The sequence below is a fragment of the Haloarcula marismortui ATCC 43049 genome (assembly GCF_000011085.1).
In the GTDB taxonomy this organism is placed as follows: Archaea; Halobacteriota; Halobacteria; order Halobacteriales; family Haloarculaceae; genus Haloarcula; species Haloarcula marismortui.
In genome coordinates this window covers 86327-106670 of the sequence record NC_006395.1, presented here as the reverse complement: position 1 = coordinate 106670, position 20344 = coordinate 86327, and the positions used below count along the sequence as shown (strand labels likewise).

The window sequence follows — 20344 nt, the reverse complement described above, 5'->3', positions numbered from 1 at the left end:
AAAAATACTATCGCTTCAGCCGTGTTTTAGGGCTTAACAGTGCGGGATTCACGAGTCGACACGGCCAAGGAAATCCAGTTGATGCGTATGGTACAGCAGTTCGGCGGCAGCGACCTGCGCACGTCGGCGTGCCAGCCAGCCGTCGAGTTCCTCGAAGTCGCTACCAGTCATCTCGCCGACCGCGTCCTCGATAGTGTCGAGAATGTATCTGAGGAAGTAGGCTTCGTCAGCCGGGTAGCTCCCGTCGACAGGCCGGACGACCCAGTCCGACCCGGCCACCCCTGACAGCGTTATGCTGTCGAGGCGCTGGAGATGGGCAAGCACGTCGCCGCCGGCACGGCTGTCACCGCCCTCTTTCGCGTCCATGTGGTCGTGATAGTGCTGTTCGACTGCCCGGTCGGCTGGATGGCTCGGCTGAAAGCGGGTCGCCCCGTCGAACGTGATCGGGAAGTAGTACAGGCCACCCGGTGCAAGCGGTTCGAGCAACGTCGGCAGTTTCTGACGGTCGAGAATATCGAGCAGGGCGGCCCCGATGAGAAGGTCGTATTTGCCGTCGGCGGCCGCCGCATGGGCCACCGCCTCGGCCTGTACCGTCTCAATTTCGATTCGTCGGTTTTCGGCTTTCAGGACGAGTGGGCTGTCGCCTATCGATATCTGACGGTCGACGGCCCAGTCCCGGATGTGGTCGGGCAAGTGAGCTACGTTCTCCGACTGAATATCGACTGCAGTGTAGTGGACTTCTCCCGCGGGAAGCACGTCCCATTCGAGGAACCGGGTGAGCATCGTGCCGATGCCGGCCCCGATTTCGAGGACACGTAGCGGCCCGTCGCTGTCGGCTGCCCGGGCCGCCAACTGCTCGCGGAGCATCTCGACCAGCCGGCGGTCCAGCGCGCGGTCGTCGACAGTCCGCTTCGCCCGCAGATACCGCTGGAACGATTCCGTCACGCCGGTACCTCCGTGGGCTGAACAATATCAGACAGCAGGTCCCGAACCCGCCCGACCGTCTCTTCCCAATCCGGGTGCGTCTCGTAGTTCCGTCTCGCGGCCCACCCCATCTCAGCCAAGCGGTCCCGGTCGGTGGCGAACCGCTCCAGTTCGCGAGCGACGGCTGCCGAGTCGTCCGGGTCGACGAGTACCCCTGTTTCGTCGTCGGTTACGATGTCGGCCGCTCCGCCAGCCCGGGTGGCCAGCGCCGGGAGGCCGAAGCTCATCCCCTCCAGATAGACGATGCCGAACCCTTCGTACCGGGACGGTACCGCAAGGACGTGGCTCGACCGGAGGGTTTTCGCCAACTCGCCGTCTGGGAGCCGACCCGCGAACTGCACGCGGTCAGCTAAATCGTGTTCGCGGACGCGCTCCTGTACCGAAGTCACGTGGGCTGCATCGACGTGGCGACCGACGACGGTGAGGTCGATGTCGACAGCAGCCGCAGCCACACCATCGACGAGCGTATCGAGCCCCTTTCGAGGCGAGACATTTCCGACGAAAACAACCTGCAGCGGCTCGGTGGTAGCCCGTCGCTCGATTGTCGCTCGGTCGATATCAGGGTCGAACTGGTCCCCAGCCGGCGGCGCGACGACGGTGTCCTCGGGGTCGACGCCGAGGTTGGTAACGACGTTTCGGGTCGTGGCGCTGTTACAGACCACGGCCTGAACAGTCCCGAGGTAGCGACGCTCGACCGCCCGGTACAGCGGTGCAAGTCGGCGCGGCTCGCTCGCCCGCAAGTGGTGGACGATGCTGACAATCGGGTACGAGAGGGCACGGTTTGTGCGGACGAGCGACGGATGGGCGAGTTCGTCCTGTAACATGACATCGACATCCACATCCAGCCGCTGGCGGAGCTTTCGCGACCCGTTGTCGAGCAGCCCTCTGTGGTAGTCACGCCAGGGGAGCTGGATACACTCGACAGTGTCGCCGGCCGCTCGGAGTCCCTCGACGAGTTTTCTATCGTATCGAAACCCGCCTGACTGCTCGTCGAGGCTCCCGTACAGGGTCAGGCCGACCCTCATACGGCGGCGTTGTAACTCGCAGCGGCTTCCTCGTCCTCCCAGATGGTGACCGACAGTTCGGTGACCGTCTCGTCGGTGACACGCTCGGTGACACGCTCAAAGATAACACGGGCAAACCGCTCCACGCTGGGGTTGTAGCCTTCGAACTCCGGGAGGTCATTGAGCATCGTGTCCCGGTACCGGTCGGCGAGTGACGACAGGGCTGTGTCGGCATTGTCGATGTCGACGATGTAGTCGAACTCGTTGAGTTCGGGGCCGCGGAAACATAGTTCGACCCTGTAGTGGTGTAGTGCGGGTCACCCTCGGGCCCCGGGTTCGGGACAGTGAGGTAATGCTGTGCCACGAACTCAGTCCGAACCGTCGTCGTGTACATACCCGAACGAACGGCCGGGACCCACCTAAATCACGGGTGTCCGTTGTACGTCAACACTACCTGTACAGCGTCGTCTGGCCGGCTCTCTAGCAGTTGATACGCTTCGGCTGCACGCTCGATATCGATCTCATGTGTCAGTAGCGCCGAGAGGTCAGTGTCGCTCAGCCACGACCGGACGACATCCAGCCGCCGGTCCTTGTCCCAGCGGTCGGCGTGATCCGGATCGATGCGGCTCACCTGACTGCTGCGAAGGCGGATGTGGCTCCGGTGGAAGTGATGTCCGAGGTCAAGCGAGACATCCTTTGAGCCGTACCACGAACCGACGATGACCTGACCGGCATAGCCAGTGGCGTCGATCGCTCTGTCGAGTGCGGTTGGGTTCCCCGAGAGCTCGAACGTGATGTCGGCGTCGTCGTCATCGAGATTCCCGGGAGAGACTGAGCGGTCTGCCCCGAGCGCTTCCGAGAGCCGACGGCGGCCCGCACAGGGATCGACCGTCACGAGCGACGCCAGCGGAAAATCGGCCAGCAGCCCGGTCGTCAACAGGCCCACCGGCCCCTGACCGAAGACGACAACCCGAGCCCCGATACGCGGTCGAGCGTCCATCACGAAGTTGACCGCTGCTTCGACGTTCGGGATGAACACCGCCTGCTCCGGCGGTAACGTCGTGGGAATAAGCGACGACGGCTCGGCGAGGAAGTGGCTTTCGTGTGGGTTGAACGCGAACACACGCTGGTCGAGCCAGTCGTCGTCAACCGCGTCCCCGACGGCCGTGACACAGCCGACAGCGGCGTAGCCGTACTGCAGTGGATACGAGAACGTACCATCAAGGGCGTCGATCGTCTCGTCGGTCGCGAGTTCCGAATCGACCTCACCACGGTACACCAACAGCTCTGTTCCGGGACTGATTCCTGAGAGTTCGGTTCGAACACGGACCTCCGATGGTCCGGGGTCAGGCACCGCTTCTTCGTCAACCCGAACCGACTTCCCGCCGGTAAAGTACAGCGTTCTGGCGGACATTACACCGTCTCCTGAGGACGTGGGCGGCCGGTGCCGATGTTTCGATGCCAGCTCCTTCGGACGTGGCGACGGCTCCGGGAATGCACGTCTCCTATCCAGGCTTTCTCCGACTAAAAAGTACCTCCTGATTGACTACAAGTATCCCAACGAATCCAGTCGGTCCCTGTCGCTTTCGGCGCCGTAGACGCGCGACACTGGGAGCGGCTCGGGCGGACGCAGGTCGGGCTCGCGTTCCCCGCTGTCGACGCCGTCGGTCTCGGCCCACGGCACCGCCAGCAGCGCCGGGACTGGCGTGTGCATCGGATGGCCGTACAACCCCCACTCCCCGAAGAGATTGCCGTGGTCGGCGGTGACAGCGATGCGGCCGTCGACGTTTTCAGCCAGCGCTTCCACCTCCCGGAGGACATACCGGAGGTTCGCCTCGTATGCGTTCCAGACGCGGTCCGCCGAAACCTCGCCACGACGGAGCGCGACCCACGGATTTGCCGTGTTACTGTGGCGTCCAGTACGGGCCAGACCGCCGTCGCCGTCGAGCGGCTCGGGGACGAACGGGTGATGTGGTTGCATGTAATGGACGACCAGCCGCTCGGGGTCCAGCCGCCGGGCTAGCGCGATGGCCCGGTCGGTCACGGCTGCAGCCGGGACGGTGTTCAGGTCCTCGTCCCACGCGTACTTCCAGACCTCGTCCAGCGCAGCGAAGGCGTCGGCATCGAGATACCGGTCGGTCCACGTGTTGCCGGTGACCATGACGGTTTGAGCTGTTTCTGGATGACCGGAGAACGTGTTTTCCAGCCACTCCGAGGAGGAACTCCCGACCGAGCGGACCGTCGAAACGGTATCGAACAGCCCGGTGTCGGGGGCGACAGCCCGTAACAAGTCAGCACGACAGGCATCGAGAACAACGAGAACGTCCCACTCGCGCTGGTAGACGTTTGTTCCGTACGGAACCCGCCGGCCCAGCGCCTGCAATGCGCGCAAGTACGCCGTCCCGAGCCGGCTCATTCCCGGTTCTGTCACGTCCGGTATTCGGCGGCGGCCAATAAAATCCCACTGGCGATATGATATATATGCGAGGACGCCCGCGTTCGAGTGTGCATTGTCTGTTCGTCGGTGCGGGCAGTATCGCGGCGGAGTACGCGGCCGAACTGGCAGACAGCCCGCTCTCGCTGGCGGGCGTCTGCGACCTCGAAGAAGACCGGGCGACAGCACTCGCCGCGGCGCACGACTGCCCGGCCTTTACCGACCTCGACACCGCGCTTTCCGCCGTTGACGCGCCGCTGGTTGTGAACCTGACGAACCACGCCGCCCACGCACCGGTGACCCGAACGGCGCTCGAAGCCGGACGGCACGTCTACTCGCAAAAGCCCCTCGCACTGGACGAGGCGGCGGCCGCGGAGCTCTTGGCGCTGGCCCAAGACCGGAATCTGGCATTGGGCTGTGCCCCGGGGACGCCCGATGCGCCCTCACAGCGTCGCGCCGGGCAAATGCTCGCCGACGGCCGTATGGGACCCGTTCAGCTGGGGTACGCCCACGCCCACGTCGGTCGCGTGACAGATTGGCACGACCGACCCGGCTCGTTTCTCTCTATCGGGCCGCTGTACGACGGGGGCGTCTATCCGCTCGCGCTGCTGGTCTCGTGGTTCGGCCCTGTCAAATCCGTTCAGACCGCAACGACACTCGATAGCTGGCCCGAGCGAGAGCCAGAGCGACCGTCTGCGCCCAGCCACGTCGAGGCGATGCTTTCGTTCGACGGAGGGCTGACGGTCCGGCTGACCGCGAGCTTCTACGCGCCACACCGGAGCCGCGAGTTCTACGGGCTCGAACTCCACGGTGACGACGGGTCGCTATATCTCCGTGGGACCGGCGCGATGGCTGATAGTACGACCGCCGTGCAGTACGGTCGTATCGGCCGCGAATACATCGATGCTCCCGCACAGCACCCCACGCAACCCTACCGCTATCTCGACCCGGTCGAGTCGCTTGCGGCCAGTGTCACCCGGGGGACCCCATCGCGGATGACGGGTCGCCGCGGTGCCCACATTGTTGCAGTCTGTAATGCGATTGAGACGGCTGCCGAGACGGGCGAGTCTGAGACTGTGTCCGACTACGGCACGGCGGCGGACTCAACGCCACCGCCGACCGTCACCCCGGACAGAGACTGGGACGGGAGCCGGGAGCAAGCGATCCGGCTCCCGGCTATCGGCTTTGGCTGTTCCCGATATCGTGACGGAACGTACATCGACCGTGCGGACTCTATCGCGGCGGCCCTCGACGCCGGCTACCGACTGCTTGACAGCGCTGAACTGTACGGGAACGAGCACCGTATCGGCCGCATTCTGGCTGCCCCCGGTGCCCCCGACCGGCGTCGGGTGTTCATACTCGGGAAAGTCTGGCGCACGAACCACCGTCGAAAGCACATGCTGACGGCCTGTCGGAGCAGTCTCGACGAACTGGGTATCGACGCGTTCGACTGCTATGCCCTGCACTGGCCCGAGGCGTTAGCTCATCGCGGGTCGCTAACGCGACTGGCCGAGAAATCGGTCGCGCGTCAGGAGGCGTTGACCTTCCCCAAAAACGATCGTGGCGACATCGAGACGGACTCGGTCTCACTCCAGCGCGCCTGGGAGAATCTGGAGGCCCTCCACGAACGAGGCTGGACGCGCACGCTCGGGCTCTGTAACGTCTCGCAGACACAACTGGAGACAGTCATCGAAACGGGGACTGTCAGGCCGGCGCTGGTACAGGTCGAGCGCCATCCGTACCAGCCACAGACAGACCTCATTGAATACTGCCACGAACGCGGCATCAGGGTCGTCGCTCACTCCCCGCTGTCAGCCCCCGGACTGCTCGACGAGCCTGTTCTGGCGGCTATCGCGGAGGAGTACGGCCTATCACCAGCCGGCGTGGTACTGGCCTGGAACGTCACACAGGGCGTCGTTCCGATTCCGTCCAGTACGACACCGTCCCACATCGTCGAGAACCTCGCCGCCGCTGGGCAGCGACTCGACGCAGAAGCGTGTGCCCGCATCGAGGCACTTCGACAGCCGGATTTCGAGCGGTAAGCGGTGCAATTGGCAGTATCATTATGTGACTGAACGCCGAACCTAGCCCATGGCCGCGACGGAGACACAGGGACGTTCCCTCGACGTAGCCTCACTGGATAGCCGACACTGGCTTGGTATCATCGCGGCACTCGTCACAGCCGCGATACACCTCCTTCTCGGCGTCAGGCTGGCTCCATCCGGGCTCGGTATCAGCTTCATCCTCGCGGGACTGGGGTTTCTCGGCGCTATCGCGCTGGTCGCCTTGGGTATCCGCCGTCGCCTCGTCTACGCTGTCGGTATCCCGTTCACGCTCGTCCAGATACTGCTGTGGTACTACGTCAACTTCGCCGCCGGGCCGAAATCGTTCCCGGCTGATGTCGGGACTCTCGGCGCAGCCGACAAGCTCGCACAGCTCGTCCTGCTTGCGGTCCTCGTTGCGCTGTTGCGATGAGCGAAGCTAGCACGGCGGCGAACAGCCGGGAACCAGGAGGGTTCGATGGCCGAGCAACACGGTGACAGCCCAGTTCCCGTCGAACTCTCTGTGGTCGGCGGGTTCCTCATAGCCGTCATCGTCGGCATGCTGTTTCCCGCCGATGCGATGACGCGCTGGATGTTCCACCCGGCGGTCGTCGCGGGCTGTTGCTGGGCTGGACAGCTCTGGTACGTCGGCCGAAAGCTCAGCGTCCCGCCGGCTGCCGGTAACCCCTGGCGCTACATCTTCGGGATGGCGAACACCGTGACGTTACTCCGCGGTGGGCTCTATGCTGTCGTTGCGGGCTTTCTCGTGGTGCCGGCGACGACCGACCTCGCCTGGGTCCCGGCGGCGTGTTACGGCGTCGGCGTCGTGCTGGACAAACTCGACGGCACCGTCGCCCGAACAGTCGGCGAACAGACGCAACTTGGCACGCGGCTGGACATGGCCTTCGACACCTTTGGGTTCGTGGTCGCACCACTCGTCGCGGTCTTCTGGGGCCAACTCCCCGTCCTGTACCTCTCGCTGTCGGCGGCCCGGTACGCCTATGTCGGCGGTATCCGCTGGCGGCGATACCGGGACCGACCGGTTTTCGAGCGGCCCGACAGCAACCTCGGGAAGTATCTCGCCGGCGTCCAGATGGTGTTTATCACTGCCGCACTCGTCCCTGTGGTACCGACAGAACTCGTCTTCAGGCTCACGCCGGTCGTCCTCGCACCGTCGCTGGCGGTGTTCCTTCGTGATTTCCTCGTTGCCAGTGGGCGACTCCCCCGCGAGTGGTTCGACCGGCAGCGTTGATACGTCTCTGTACCCATCATTCCATATGCTCTTTCTGACACACCTGCTCGCGGCCGCGATTCTGGGACGTGTGTCACGGCTGTCGCCGCTGTGGCTGGTGGTCGGGACCGCCGTGCCCGATGTGGTCGATAAGCCGCTTGCCATGGTCGGTGTCACCACCCTGTATCACTCTGTCGGTCACTCTGTTTTGCTCGTCATTGTGGCTCTCCCTCTAGCGCTTTCTGGGCGTGCCGGGCTGTCGGCAGCACTCGGGTGGGCGCTGCATCTCTCCCTCGATGCCCTTCACGTTGTCCTCAACGGTCGCCCCGGCGACGCGGTCTTTCTGCTCTGGCCTGCTGTCACTCCGACGGACCCACTGGCGCTCCCACCGGGGTCGTTCTTCCTGTACTACCTCTGGAGTCCATCGTTTTTTCTCGAAGTTATGCTCTGGCTGACTGCCGCGGGGCTGCTCATCAGGCACGTCACAAGAAGCGCCCGTGCTGGCCCGCGGGACCGAATCGATTGACCAACTCTGCTCCTGCGTACACTACAGCACCGCATTACAGCCCTGAACCGTCGCTGCATGGAACTACCAACACTGCTGGACTGAATCAGTCTCTGCCAACAGAACAACCAAATCGACAGTCTCTCGGACAGCGGCATCTCTTCTCACCTCAAATCACTGCCCGGCAAGGCTGACACACGCCTATACCTCCATTAGACGGCATTGCGCTCGGCCGTGGCCTGCTTGACGTACGCTCCGACGACATTTTCGATGATCGCTTCGCCGGCCTCGGCGGTTGCCGCCGTCGGATCACCGAGGACGCCGTTTTCAGTAATTGATTTGAATCCGTCACTTAGCAACCGAGCCGGCGAAATATCACCTTCAGGCCCGGGTTCGACATCCTCCATCCTGACGAGTCCCTCGTCGATGGCCAGCACAATCGCTGTCTCGGCGGCCCCGGCGTGAATTACATCTTGCTCGTACTCGATACCGGCCTTGCTGAGTCCCTGGTTCAGCAGTTGCATATGTTCGTCGAGGTCGGCGAGCGGGATTGCGGCGGCTTCGAGTTCACGTGCGATATCGGGTGCCACGGTTTTGACCGGTCCGAAGTTCCCACCGTGGGTCGGGACCAGCACGATGTGTTCGAAGCCGTGGGTATCGAGTGACCTGCAGTACGACCGGATGACATCCATCAATGTCTCGGGTGGAACGGTTATTGTCCCGGGGAACTCCATGTGATGCCCCGAACATCCGGGGCGGATTGTGGGGGCGGCAAGCGCATCACCCATCTCGGCCGCTATTCGCCGTGCGAGTTCATCCCCATCCAGCGTATCCATATTCAGCGGCAGGTGTGGGCCGTGCTGTTCGATCGAACCGACAGCTACGACCACTGTCCGTGTTCCGTTTTCGAGGGCAGACTCAATTTCTGGCCATGCCATCTCCTCAAGACACACTGACCTGCGAGAAGACATTGGTGTCAGTTTTCTGTCTTGAAACAAATACCTGCCGAAACCTGCAGACGATCATCTATCAACTGGCAGTGGATCCACTGTTGCCTCGCTTTTTTGTACTCAGAACTGGCTTTAGTCCTGCTGTGCCAGTAACTCGGTGTTAGCCTTCTACACAGTCAGTGCAGCGGCCAGCGCCGGGTAGCGAGGGCCCACCGCATTCTGTGCACGCATCAAGGCCTGCGCTGGGCTTTTCCTGTGGGACAGGTATTGTATTCAGTGCTTTTCGTAGCCGCTTCTTCATGTAGCGTAGTATTGCGGCCAGCTATTTTAGCATTTGGGGTAAATGTGACTCAAACAGCTCAATCAGTGTGCGAAAAGACATATAATCTGCTGTGCGTGGCACAAAATAGTGCATTTGTACACGCACAACTACAACCCCTACTTCAGTGAGGCCGATAGCAGCGCGGCCAGTCAAAACAGGGTCAAAAGATGCCGACGGTCACTGCTGGCCAACAGCGCGGCCTGACCGTTTTTGCGCTTTCAGTGCCCACACGTTGGGATTCTCCTGCAGTTCGTACTCAGAGAGCAGGTTTGACTGGTATGCGTTATCGGCGAGTGACTCACGTGCGGTGTCCCATTCGTCAATTTCAATACGGCTGAGCGGGCCGGCGACGATCACACTCCGCCATGCACCGTCCGGACCAATATCGAAGGTGGTGAAACTAGCTACGTCAGCTTGCTCCGCATACGTCTCCTTTCGGAGCTCGGTGGTTGCGCCCAGAAACACGAAGTACAGGGTGTCCTCTCCGTCGTATCCGAAGGAGAGCGGCACGCCGTATGGCACTCCTTCAGCGGCCATCGACAGCACACCAACACCCCTCTCAGTTAGTACCTCATCAATGACCGAATCTTCCAACTCCGCGCCCAGTAAGGGCTGGAAATCTGAACTCATAGCTAAGATATGTTCCTGATACTGAATTAAAGCTGGATAAGATTCCCGGGAACTCGGAATCCGACTCCCGATTAACGAACCCGGGACGCACAGGAGCACAGAGCATCAATATAATAGGTAACAGCCGACGCCGGCCCCTGTCACCTGCTATCTGATTGCAAGCGTTTGTTACCTGTCAGCCCGAACGGGAGGTATGGCGATCGACCCACTGACAAACGACGAAGTTCTGGCGGCCCTCGAAAACTGTGAGGCGACGGCGGTCCCGACAGCACATATCTCTGCACGCCTTGCGGCCCCGAAACCGTATGTCACGACACACCTCCAGCAGCTCGCCTTGAAGGGATTCGTCGGATTCAACACACACAGAGGCGTTCGCCGCTGGCGGCTCACGGCTGCTGCAAGGGCAGCAAGTGAGTAAGGTACAGTCGCTCCTTCCTGCTGTCGTCTGGGCACTGCTGCCTTACAGAGCGCCGGGCTATGACCACACGGCTACGCGTCGGCGCGAATATCCCGATCGACGGCGTCCTTCGCAAGCGTGTCGAAGCGGTCCTGTGCGTCGTCTGCCAGCACGTATCGCTCGTGGACATCATCCGGCTCTCTGCCGCGCCCGCTTGCCAGACCAACGACATGAGCGATTTTCTCGTAGTTATCTCTGACGAGCGAGCCAACGAGATCGGGGAGCCCGGCGCGGCCGGCGAGTTCCTCGGCGGCTGCACGGCCCGCGTACACCTGCTGTGCCGGCCGGTCGACTAAAACCATTGCAAACGGCGGCTCGTCGAACTGGGCCGTCAGAAACGACTGGGCAGACTCATCGTACCACGAGATCGCGCCGATATCGTCGACCTGTTCGAGGGCTTTCGCAGCCACTGAGCAGTACGGACATTCACCGTCGTAGATAAGAACCGAGCTAAAACGGGCCATACATCTACTAGGGGTTCTCGCTGGATATATTGTTGGATTGGGAGGGCTGTAGGTAGTGTCAGCGGCCAGTTCGAACAGTAATTTGCCTGTCTATTTCCTTGGACTGTTTCGTAATCAGTTCGTTCATACGGCACTAGCTATCACCACGGAATAATGCCCTCCACCGGACAGCTCCTCCGGACAGCGGATAGCCGTCGGACAGACCTCCTCGGCACTATCGCCTCGAATTCGCTTCCAATTGTTGGTGTTGCGTTCCTCGACTGGAGTGCGGCTGCATTGCTGTTTCTCTACTGGTTTGAGCTTGGTGTCGACTCAGTCTGGGCACTCGTCCGGGCAGTGTTCGCTGGTCGCCCGCCGGAGATTGAGACCGGCACCTTACTCATAGGACCGTTGGCGGCACGACAATACTCTCTCTCCGTCCCAAGAACCGGCCTGCGAGTCTATCTTACGACGTTGCTCGTGCTCCCAGTTACCATTCTCATCTTGACGGCCGTCTGGTTGTTTACTGGGGCCCTGCTCGTCGGGCCACTGCCGGAACCCAGCACAGAGACGCTAACTGGTGTGCTACTGGCAACTGTCGGGATTTTCGTTCTGACGGGCGTTACAACGGTACGGAAGTACTTCTACAACGGGGAGTATCGGAACCACAACTCGACGACGGCGTTTCGTGGCCTGTTACCTCGGATATGCACCGTCTTTTTCGGTGGGATACTCACTCTGACACTGCTAACGGCCGCTACGGAGGGGCCTGAAGCGGAACTCGGCAGTCTTGATCCATCTGTCGTTGGACTGCCGCTATTACTTATGGTCGTTTGCTTCAAATTCATGTCTGACCTCTTGGGCGTCTATAGCGACCGCCTTGCCGTCTATTTTAAGTCATACGACCAGGAATACGGCTGGCAAACGGCCCCGCCGAAGGCACGGTCTATCGACGGGACACGCACTGCTGCACCTGAGTGCGCTCGCCCGGTTCGGTTGGGGCGGGTCATCGGCGGCCTCCTCAGACTCCCATACCACCCGGGAAGCGCATCTATCGGCGGTATAGGACTTCTCGTTGCGGCCCTGTTTGCAATTGGGGGTGCGTGGGACACCGTCGCCGTCATTGTTGCTGCAAGCGTTAGCATCCCGATTCTCCTGCTGTGTCTCGATCAGCTACTTCGATACGGGACGATCGAATACCGAATTGACCCTGATGCTGGTGTCCTCGTCGCATATGATCGTCTGTTTGGCACAGCACTCTGGCGCATCGAGTCGTGGGCGGAAAGCGGCCTGCGCGTTGAGAAGACCCCTCTTGATTCGCTGCTCGGAACAGAGACGGTTACTATCAAACACGCCGATGGCGAGTATCTACTGCCACATCTACCTGATGCCGCCGCAGTCGTCGCGGCGTTTGACCGGCAACCCGAGCGGTCAGAACCGATAATCCCTGGTCGGGCTGGTCTACTCGGGTGAGTCGTCTGCGTGGCCCGCGGAAGGGTCGTTATCTATCCTTGGAGACGGTGTCACCGGTCCACAGGTCATAACCGACGACAAGCGCCATGCCACTCGTCGGTATGACCAACAGCAGTCTGCCAACGGGTGAGAAGCCGGCCACCGAGAGACCGATGTATGCAACAGCGAGTACTGGTGGGACAGTGAGTGCGGCACCGAGTCGAGTACTGTCCGCCCGGAGGTAGCCAGCGCCCCAGCCGATGAGTCCCAGGAGTATGAGCGGGATCGCAAGAGCCCAGATGAGGAAGGCAGTGAGTTCTCTCCCGATATCGTCCGTGCCGGCCGTGGTGAACAACAGTGTTCCAAGCAAACAGGCCCCAGTCCCAAAGAGAGCGCCGAATGCGAACGCGCGCTGCAAGCGTGACATCGAGGCGCTGTCACGCCTGAGCACTGCACTTAGACCGACTACTAGTAGTGCATTTGCGCCTATGATGAGTCCGGGCCTGAGTGTCTGTTGCACCCAAATTGCGCTAAACGGCGGCGGGTTGAACACATACGAATCTCCCGGTCGCGGTGTCGGCCAGAGTTCAAGCGGCACTGTGGTGACGAGCAGACAGACTGCACTTAGGCCGAGGAGCGAACCGGCGATCTGAGATGAGCGACGCCACATAACAGGTCACTCACCTCCGAGAGCCACAACAGTGCCATCCGGAGAGACGCCCACGACTCCGCCATCGAGTATCGCCAGTGAAACAGCCTGATATTCGACCGGATACTGCCACACTGCCTCGCCGAAACGCGTTGTGAATGCGGTGAGACCATCTTCGCGCTGGAACGTGAACACAGCGTCATCAGCCGCGGCAGTCACCGCTCCACCGAGCTTGATTTCCGAGCACCACCGGGGCTCCGGTGGGCCGTCATCGACCCGGTCAAACGCGAACGTCGCGCTGGATGCCTCACCCGGGCGCTCGATTGCGTACACGCCTTCGGGCGTCACGACCGGAAACTCAAGTGACCGCCTGTTGTCGAGACGCCACTGCTCGGTCCCGTCTGTGAGTGACCGGCCGAGCAGGTCGCCGTACGTGTTGCTCACGTAGACCGTCCCATCGGACACGACAGGATGTCCACCGGGCCGGTCCGAGCGTCGCCACTGGACCACCCCGGTTGCGGCGTCTATCGCAACTATCTCCGTACCGGCCACAACGACAGTGTCGTCTGCCACGGCCAGCCTCGTCCCGTCGGCGTCTGCCGTCCACTGCCGGTTTCCATCGTCGGTATCAAATCTCGCTACTCCATCAGTCGTGGGAACGAATAGGGCGTCATCAGTCACTGTTGGAACGCCCGCCCCGGCCGTGTCGGTGTTTCGCCACGCAACAGCGCCGTCCGCAACTTCGAGTGCAGCGATACCGTCCGCCGTCGCGAGAAAGACACGACCGTTAGCAATCACTGGTGACGTTGCGCCGTCTCCAATGTCGACTGCTGACGGGACTGTTGCTGGTGTGAATTCGCGCCGCCACTGCTCTGTCCCGTCACGGAGCGACAGCGCGACGACACCGGTTGGAGTCGCTAGCACGACAGTTTCGTCCGCGACGACGACCGCGCTTACACTCGTGTCTTCACCGCCAGTAGCGGATGGAGAAACATCTGCTTGCCAGCTGACCGATGGTGCTGTCGTTTTCATCTGGACTGGTGCATAGCCCGTGTTCGCTGCATCGAACCGCGGTAAGGGCCATGAGCCATCGGGTACCGTCTCGAAGCCGGGGTTCTCGATACCTGATTCAACGGTATGTGATGGGTCTGGCGCGCCCTCATCGGGGCACGTCGACGAACAGCCAGCGACGCTGGCGACTGTTCCGGTGGCGACCATTCCGAGGAATGTCCGCCGCGATGTGGAGGGCATCGACTGTTCGTTTCGATACCTGCACAAAAAATGTTAACAAGATATCCCGACGAGCAGGAATTTCTCTCCTGGGGACACAGACCGTTCAGTCATCTCCAAGCCAATAGTCGGATGAAACCCGTTCTACCATGTATTGGCGGCTCTGCCTGTGATAAATCCAGCAAAGCTTAGTGAACCGTTCGCAATAGCGTTTCCATGGCCGAAACGACACTCGCGACGATGGACGAATTATTGGAAGGCGCTTTAAATGACGTGGACGACCCTGAAGTCCGATATAAACTCAGAAGTGCGCGACAACTTCTGCAAGTCGTTCAACAGCGGCAGGATATCATCGACGAAGCCATCGACACTGCCATTGAGGATGAAGCAGTCCTAGAGAACCTCCGCGATCTTGGCTATACTGAGTAATACGGCACTAGCTGCCTGTTGACACAGAACAAGTCTTTTGTCCCTCTCAACCAACGTTTTGGCATGACAGCAGATACTGCTGAGCAGCTCAGAGCGGAATTAGAGTCGGTGTTCACGAACGCAGAGTACCCCGTCGAAGAACCGATGGAACTGGTGCCAGCCCTGCCGGACGGTCCCGGTACGACATTTGAGGCGGGTGATGTACGCGTCGGGGTGATGGATTTCGGTGCAGAATACGCCGACTATCAAGAGTACCCGTACGAGACGGCAGAGGCCCTCATTGACGATCTGATGACTGGGTTTCGGGAAGAAGGACTGTTTGACTGAGCCGGATTTTCCGTCTCACCTCTCTACGGGGTGACAGCCATCCGCTACCCAGCAGTGGCAACAAAGCCGTATCAACAACAACTACACTATTCACCACTGGCTGTCTCAGGTCCTCGCGTCATACCCCGCATCCTCCACAGCGGCGATGAGTTGTTCCGTGCTGACATCGCCGTCGACAGACACCTGCTCGGCGTCTCTGTCGGCTTCAGCGTCTTTGACACCGTCAAGGGCCTCGATGGCCTCCTCGACGGTCTGCTCACAGTGACCGCAACTCATCCCTTCGACGGTCAGTGCCGTGGACATAGTGATTTAAATAAGGACGGCATGGGACTTTTCGATTACGAAGTAACTACCAAAACACTAGCAAATAGTTTCAGGCAAACGATGATTCAGACCTTCAAAAACTTTGTTCAGGAGCGGCAGAATCTGGACGGAACTGTTTGTGTTGTAACTGAGAGTCACAAGAGCTTTTTACTTGCTTGGTAACATTGCACGTGGGTTCTGCTACCCGGCCCTACAGTCAGTGTGTCTCCTCCAGGCTACTGACGTACCGGAGCACAGAACCTGTCGTCGTGGATGGCGACTCCCACGGTGGGTTGCATACCGTTTCTCCCACCCCACCCCCAGCAACCCACCTTTCGTTTGACCCGAACTGCGGTCAGTGTGTTTTCCCTTATTGACAGAGAGACTGTCATGTGCCGACTTTGGTGTTGTTGTGAGTAAACCAAGACCTGCGTTTTCAAGGGTCGCTACCGCAGCACTGTGCTTGCAGTCGCTGCCGTCCAACTCAAGCAACAAAGTGTGATAACTGTCTCCCAGTGAATACACACGGTCGCCTGTCGTAGCTGTTGACCCTTAGCGCATACCTGACCGCATGACAACAGCGCAAATAGTGAACGAATCATATTGAATAATAGTGTATATCCTTGCACTATCCAGCGTGTACTAATCAAATTTGATAATTTCATGAACAGTAATATAATTTCTGAGCGTTTTTAAGAGATATGGCAAATGGTAACATGACAGGTGCTGGAAACATTGGAAGTCAGGACACTGCCGGCGGCGATGGTGGCTTCCTCTCGACCATCCCGGATGGGAGTTCAATTCCTGACGAGACGTGGCAGCGCCGCCACAAATATTTCATAATCACAGTTCTGTCGCACATTCCGTTTTTACTGGCCCTCGGGCTCGTTGAGACGACGCAGAGCCCAATCATTGGCGCAACCATCCCCTCGATACCAACCGGACGGGTGCTGCTTCAGATTGGTCTTATTGCTGGGTTTGCGTTCGCCGCAGCCCTACCGCAACTCAGCCGTCGAGTGCGAACTGTGCTAGCGGTCACGGGACTCGCGTTCTGTACCGGCACGCTTGTACACTTCAGCGGCGGGTACATCGAGGCACACTTCCACTTCTTCATCGCAATCGGTATCGCCGCCATCTATGAAGATTGGATTCCGTTCGGCATCGGCATTGGATACGTTGTCGCGAGCCACATCATCTTCGGCATCATCGATCCCACGTCAGTCTACAACCACACGGCGGCGCAGCTGAACCCCATCGCCTGGGGCGCCGTCCACGGCGGGTTCGTCGCAATGCTGGCTATCTCACTGACGATCCACCTGAGTTCCATCGAAAAGTCCCGACAAAAGGCACAGACAGAGATTGAACGTGCCCGCGAACGGGCGAATAAGATCGATAACTTGGAAGAAGAGCGAGCCGAAATTGAACAGCAGCGCGAGGAAGCCCAACGCCTTAGAGACGAGGCCGAGCAAGAGCGTGAAGAGGTCGCTGCGCTCAACAGCCATCTCGAACTGAAGGCCCAGACGTACAAAGACGCAATGGAGGACATGGCTGACGGCGACTTCACAACGCGTGTTGATTCGGACAGTATGAACGACTCGATGGCTGAAATCGGCGTTGCGTTCAACAGTATGGCGGACGAACTCGAAGCGACGCTCGGTGAGATTCAGTCGTTCGCTGCTGCCGTCGATAGACAGGTCACGGAGTCGGACTCAGCGTTGCAGGAAGTCGCGACAGCGAGCGACGGTGTGAGCGGCTCTATCCAGCAGATCGCTGCCGGCGCTGATGAACAGCGGGAAATGGTCGAAGAGGCGAGCGCCGAAGTCTCGAATTTCTCAGCGGCGGTCGAAGAGATCGCGGCGTCAGCTGATGAAGTCGCACAGACTTCTGCCGAAACCGCAACAATCGCGACTGATGGGCAGTCACTCGCCGAAGACACGCTAACTGATGCGAAAGATGTCAAGGCGTCTATCGACGAAACGGTGGAGACAGTAACCGAACTTGACGACCAGATGGCAGAGATCGCGACAATTGTTGATTTCATCTCCGATATTGCCGAACAGACGAATATGTTGGCGCTGAACGCGAACATCGAAGCGGCCCGCGCTGGGAACTCCGGGACTGGAGATGCAGGCGACGGCTTCGCTGTTGTGGCTGACGAGGTCAAGACACTGGCCGACGAGACCCAGGAATCTGCGGGGAACATCCGAACCCGAATCGAGAACATTCAGGCCCAGACCGGCACTGTCGTCAGTCAGGTTGAACGGGCGAGTGAGCTAGTGGAAAAAGAGATCGAAGCCGTTGAGCGGTCCGTTACTGCGTTCGAACGGGTTGCTGAGAACGCCGCGGAAACCGATACTGGTGTCCAAGAAATTAGCGACACGACTGATAGCCAGGCAGCGACCAGTGAAGGTGTTGTGTCGATGATCGACGAGGTAGCGGAGATCAGTGTTGAGTCGGCAGACGAAACGGAATCCGTGTCCGCGACAGTCGAAGAACAAACTGCTTCGATCAACGAAGTGAGCAATCGGATGGAGTCGCTGTCCGACCAGGCACAACAGCTCGAAACGCTGGTCGGGTCGTTCAGCGTCAGAACCGATGTCGCTCAGTCACAGTAATTAGGGACCCGAATTTCTAGTTTCCGCCTACATCAACTACCGCAGCCTGCGACCACTGACGAACCGCGCGCTTACTCCGACTCGGAAACGCCAACAGTGAGGACTGGAACGGACGACTTCGTGACGACCTTCTGTGCCGTGCTCCCGAGCATATTCTGTTCATATTTGTCTGCCTGCGTTCCCATCGTAATCAGATCAATATCGGCGTCTTCAACGTACGACACAATGTTGTCTGCCGGTTTGCCCCGCTGGGTCGCTGTCGAGACTTCGATTCCGTCCTGTTCCAGTGTGTCCCGGACTGCCGACGTGGCTTCTTCGCCCTCCGCTCGCAGGTTCTCAAGCACCTCGTCCTGCATCTCGTCATCCATCGACAGGAACGCCCGGTCGTCGATGACATACAGCGCGTGGACGGTGACATCCCGCCCGTCGGCAATATCGATCGTGTGTTCCAGTACCTGCTCCATTGACGCACTCCCATCCGTTGGAACGAGAATATCGCTATACATCGTTCGTACAAATCAAGTTGCGACAAACATCCCTTTCGATTCTGTTCAGGCATCGCAAATACGACAGCTAGAGGACGAGTGTGGCGGACGATGCTCGGTTTCGGCCTGATTAGCACCGTTTTAGAGATAGCCGAGTCGCTCCAGCCGTGACTGGAGATCTATGTCCTCAAAGCCATCGATGTCGTATTCTGCCATTTCATCCTCCCCGGCGGCGAGTTGGGTGATTTCGAGCGTCTCACTGTGCTCTGCGGAGTCAGCGACAACGTCCGATGGCGGGCGGTCAATAGGTGTGTCGTCGCTCGACTCGGACCGCCGGCCCCGCACGACCGCTTCGTACTCATCATCCCCCCACGCTGCGCGCTTGTATACGGTGTCGCCGGGCCCATCACGATACACGAGCGACGCAGACTGTCGGAATCGGTCCGGTTCGTCAGTGTACTGTTCGGCGTACTCCGCCGTCTGCCCGGTCGGTGGTGCCTGATATGCAGTTGTTTGCCCATCGGGTGCGACGAACCACCCGGAGTCGTCTGCTTCGCCGTCAAAGGCAGCCAGCACAGCGTCGGGAAACTGTGCCAACGTCGCCAGGGACTCGATTCGCCGTCCCCCGGTCTGCCCCGGTCCGCGGACGACCAGTGGGACGTGAAACAGTTCCTCCTGCGTGCCCATCCCGTGCATGACGGCCGGTGGCTCTGTGGCGGCCTGTGGCGGCTCTCCGAACCCATCACCGTGGTCCGACGTGATGACCACGAGCGTATCGTCTAAAACACCACGTGCCTCCAGAGCACCAATGACCTGCTCCAGAATGGCGTCAGTCTGGCGAATCGCGCCGTCGTACAGCGGCTCAAGCAGTTGTCCGACGCCCGCCGGGAGTTGCTCCCCATAGACACTCCACTCCCACTTGATCGGGAGTTCGTCATGCATTGCCCAGTAAAAGTCCGCCCCCCACTCATCGTAGGCGTCCCGCGTTGCGTACGGCATATGCGCATCCATCAGATTCAGGCACGCAGCCCAGGACTCCGTTTGCTCGTCGATCCACTCTGTCAGCCTGTCAGCGTACCAGAACCCGTCGACACCGTTGCGGGTCTCGGATGGGTCGTCAACGTCCGTCGAATCGGGCCGTTCCGTCACGACGGTCTCGAAGCTGTCACTGAGCCCGGACGGGTGAACCGTGAGATACGGGTTCTCGGTGAACACGCCGGTCTCGTAGCCCTCCCCATCGAGGAAATCAAAGATGGTCTGGCCGGGTTGCAGCCGTTCAGTTATCTGGAGTTTATGACCCTCGGACGGAACACCGGTAAATAGGCTCGTATGGGCCGGCAGCGACCAGCTCGCGGTCGTTCGTGCCTGCGTGTACACCGTCGCCTCACGACCAAACTCTTCGAGGAAGGGTGTGGTCTTGCGCCGATGACCTAACAGCGAAGTGTTCGCCGCGCGTACACAGTCAAGAACGACGAGTAACACGTTTGGCCGACCCATTGTCAGGCTTTAGGAGGTCTTCACGGCAAAAGTATGTTCTGTAACCGTTTTCTTTCACGACAGACTGGCTTTCATATCGATACGTCTGGGAATCACATCGAATGCCCGGAGAGCCAGTCGCTTATTCGACGGTTGCCGGCGGAGAACTCTTCTGTCAGTAAGCGCCAGAGTCAACTCTTGCTACCGTTGCACACCGGCTACGATTTTCCCACCATTTCGAGGCAACGGGTCACGTCTGGGACTATGACAGAAACCCGACACACAGGCTCTGTTACAATCTGCAGCAAGTACTAGTTTTGTCTCCCAATCGTCCAGTACTGCGTCGAGACTGCGCCCCTTATTGACCGACTGTTTC

At 60.0% G+C, this 20344-nt stretch carries 21 protein-coding genes and 1 pseudogene; 9 read left to right on the top strand and 13 right to left on the bottom strand.

The features are described 5' to 3' along the window. Positions 1-48 precede the first annotated feature (48 nt). From RR_RS02740 to RR_RS02720, 5 genes and pseudogenes are all read right to left on the bottom strand, one after another. Positions 49-945, bottom strand: coding sequence for a hypothetical protein (locus tag RR_RS02740; RefSeq protein WP_049938538.1), 897 nt, complete (start codon positions 943-945; stop codon positions 49-51). After that, on the bottom strand, positions 942-2009 hold the full coding sequence (locus RR_RS02735) for a glycosyltransferase family 4 protein (RefSeq protein WP_011222576.1): 1068 nt from the start codon (positions 2007-2009) through the stop codon (positions 942-944). The genes RR_RS02740 and RR_RS02735 overlap by 4 nt, the downstream gene beginning before the upstream one ends. Then, positions 2006-2382, bottom strand: a pseudogene (locus RR_RS02730) (6-pyruvoyl trahydropterin synthase family protein). The gene RR_RS02735 and the pseudogene RR_RS02730 overlap by 4 nt, the downstream one beginning before the upstream one ends. Positions 2383-2412: 30 nt before the next feature. Beyond that, positions 2413-3402 carry a zinc-dependent alcohol dehydrogenase gene (locus RR_RS02725; protein ID WP_011222574.1) on the bottom strand — a complete coding sequence of 330 codons (990 nt, stop codon included), beginning with the start codon at positions 3400-3402 and terminating at the stop codon, positions 2413-2415. A 132-nt stretch (positions 3403-3534) separates the two neighbouring features. After that, a complete protein-coding gene (locus RR_RS02720; protein ID WP_011222573.1) occupies positions 3535-4404 on the bottom strand; it encodes a hypothetical protein in 870 nt (289 codons plus the stop codon). 89 nt (positions 4405-4493) lie between these two features. On the opposite strand from RR_RS02720, the gene RR_RS02715 reads away from it, so the two are divergent. The 4 genes from RR_RS02715 to RR_RS02700 are packed head-to-tail and all read left to right on the top strand — an operon-like array spanning position 4494 to position 8221. Then, positions 4494-6464: an aldo/keto reductase gene (locus RR_RS02715; protein ID WP_049938537.1), complete on the top strand. Its 1971-nt coding sequence runs from the start codon at positions 4494-4496 to the stop codon at positions 6462-6464. A 49-nt stretch (positions 6465-6513) separates the two neighbouring features. Further along, positions 6514-6897, top strand: a complete 384-nt coding sequence (locus tag RR_RS02710) for a DUF7475 family protein (RefSeq protein ID WP_007188475.1) — start codon at positions 6514-6516, stop codon at positions 6895-6897. 45 nt (positions 6898-6942) lie between these two features. Then, entirely contained in the window at positions 6943-7716 is a 774-nt protein-coding gene (locus tag RR_RS02705; protein WP_007188476.1) for a CDP-alcohol phosphatidyltransferase family protein, read from the top strand. A 25-nt stretch (positions 7717-7741) separates the two neighbouring features. Beyond that, entirely contained in the window at positions 7742-8221 is a 480-nt protein-coding gene (locus RR_RS02700; RefSeq protein WP_007188477.1) for a hypothetical protein, read from the top strand. 191 nt (positions 8222-8412) lie between these two features. On the opposite strand, the gene RR_RS02695 is transcribed toward RR_RS02700, so the two are convergent. Together RR_RS02695 and RR_RS02690 are read right to left on the bottom strand one after the other, a co-directional pair. After that, the gene (locus RR_RS02695) at positions 8413-9171 is read right to left on the bottom strand and encodes a creatininase family protein (protein WP_011222571.1); all 759 of its coding nucleotides are present in this window, start codon (positions 9169-9171) and stop codon (positions 8413-8415) included. Between the two features lie 478 nt (positions 9172-9649). Beyond that, entirely contained in the window at positions 9650-10102 is a 453-nt protein-coding gene (locus RR_RS02690; RefSeq protein WP_011222570.1) for a pyridoxamine 5'-phosphate oxidase family protein, read from the bottom strand. Between the two features lie 193 nt (positions 10103-10295). Here RR_RS02690 and RR_RS02685 point away from each other — a divergent pair, with 193 nt between their 5' ends. Then, a complete protein-coding gene (locus RR_RS02685; RefSeq protein ID WP_011222569.1) occupies positions 10296-10520 on the top strand; it encodes a hypothetical protein in 225 nt (74 codons plus the stop codon). A 71-nt stretch (positions 10521-10591) separates the two neighbouring features. Here RR_RS02685 and RR_RS02680 read toward each other — a convergent pair whose 3' ends face one another. Next, positions 10592-11023 (bottom strand): DCC1-like thiol-disulfide oxidoreductase family protein, encoded by a 432-nt coding sequence (locus RR_RS02680; RefSeq protein WP_004965769.1) that lies wholly within the window; start codon positions 11021-11023, stop codon positions 10592-10594. A 153-nt stretch (positions 11024-11176) separates the two neighbouring features. Between RR_RS02680 and RR_RS02675 the strand changes: the two genes are divergently transcribed. Then, positions 11177-12475, top strand: coding sequence for a DUF6498-containing protein (locus tag RR_RS02675; protein ID WP_011222568.1), 1299 nt, complete (start codon positions 11177-11179; stop codon positions 12473-12475). 28 nt (positions 12476-12503) lie between these two features. Here RR_RS02675 and RR_RS02670 read toward each other — a convergent pair whose 3' ends face one another. Both RR_RS02670 and RR_RS02665 read right to left on the bottom strand, forming a co-directional pair. Continuing rightward, positions 12504-12881, bottom strand: a complete 378-nt coding sequence (locus tag RR_RS02670; protein WP_049938536.1) for a hypothetical protein — start codon at positions 12879-12881, stop codon at positions 12504-12506. Between the two features lie 249 nt (positions 12882-13130). Further along, positions 13131-14321, bottom strand: coding sequence for a PQQ-binding-like beta-propeller repeat protein (locus RR_RS02665; RefSeq protein WP_004965774.1), 1191 nt, complete (start codon positions 14319-14321; stop codon positions 13131-13133). Positions 14322-14549: 228 nt separating this feature from the next. Between RR_RS02665 and RR_RS02660 the strand changes: the two genes are divergently transcribed. Then, positions 14550-14762, top strand: a complete 213-nt coding sequence (locus RR_RS02660; protein WP_004965776.1) for a hypothetical protein — start codon at positions 14550-14552, stop codon at positions 14760-14762. Positions 14763-14825: 63 nt separating this feature from the next. Continuing rightward, a complete protein-coding gene (locus tag RR_RS02655; protein WP_011222565.1) occupies positions 14826-15089 on the top strand; it encodes an MTH865 family protein in 264 nt (87 codons plus the stop codon). Between the two features lie 105 nt (positions 15090-15194). Here RR_RS02655 and RR_RS02650 read toward each other — a convergent pair whose 3' ends face one another. Further along, the gene (locus tag RR_RS02650) at positions 15195-15392 is read right to left on the bottom strand and encodes a heavy-metal-associated domain-containing protein (RefSeq protein WP_011222564.1); all 198 of its coding nucleotides are present in this window, start codon (positions 15390-15392) and stop codon (positions 15195-15197) included. A gap of 701 nt (positions 15393-16093) precedes the next feature. Between RR_RS02650 and RR_RS02645 the strand changes: the two genes are divergently transcribed. Beyond that, the gene (locus RR_RS02645) at positions 16094-18007 is read left to right on the top strand and encodes a methyl-accepting chemotaxis protein (protein ID WP_011222563.1); all 1914 of its coding nucleotides are present in this window, start codon (positions 16094-16096) and stop codon (positions 18005-18007) included. 71 nt (positions 18008-18078) lie between these two features. On the opposite strand, the gene RR_RS02640 is transcribed toward RR_RS02645, so the two are convergent. Both RR_RS02640 and RR_RS02635 read right to left on the bottom strand, forming a co-directional pair. Next, positions 18079-18513: a universal stress protein gene (locus RR_RS02640; protein ID WP_007188487.1), complete on the bottom strand. Its 435-nt coding sequence runs from the start codon at positions 18511-18513 to the stop codon at positions 18079-18081. Between the two features lie 120 nt (positions 18514-18633). Continuing rightward, complete coding sequence (locus RR_RS02635) at positions 18634-19989, bottom strand: sulfatase (RefSeq protein WP_011222562.1); 1356 nt, start codon at positions 19987-19989, stop codon at positions 18634-18636. Positions 19990-20344: the final 355 nt, after the last annotated feature.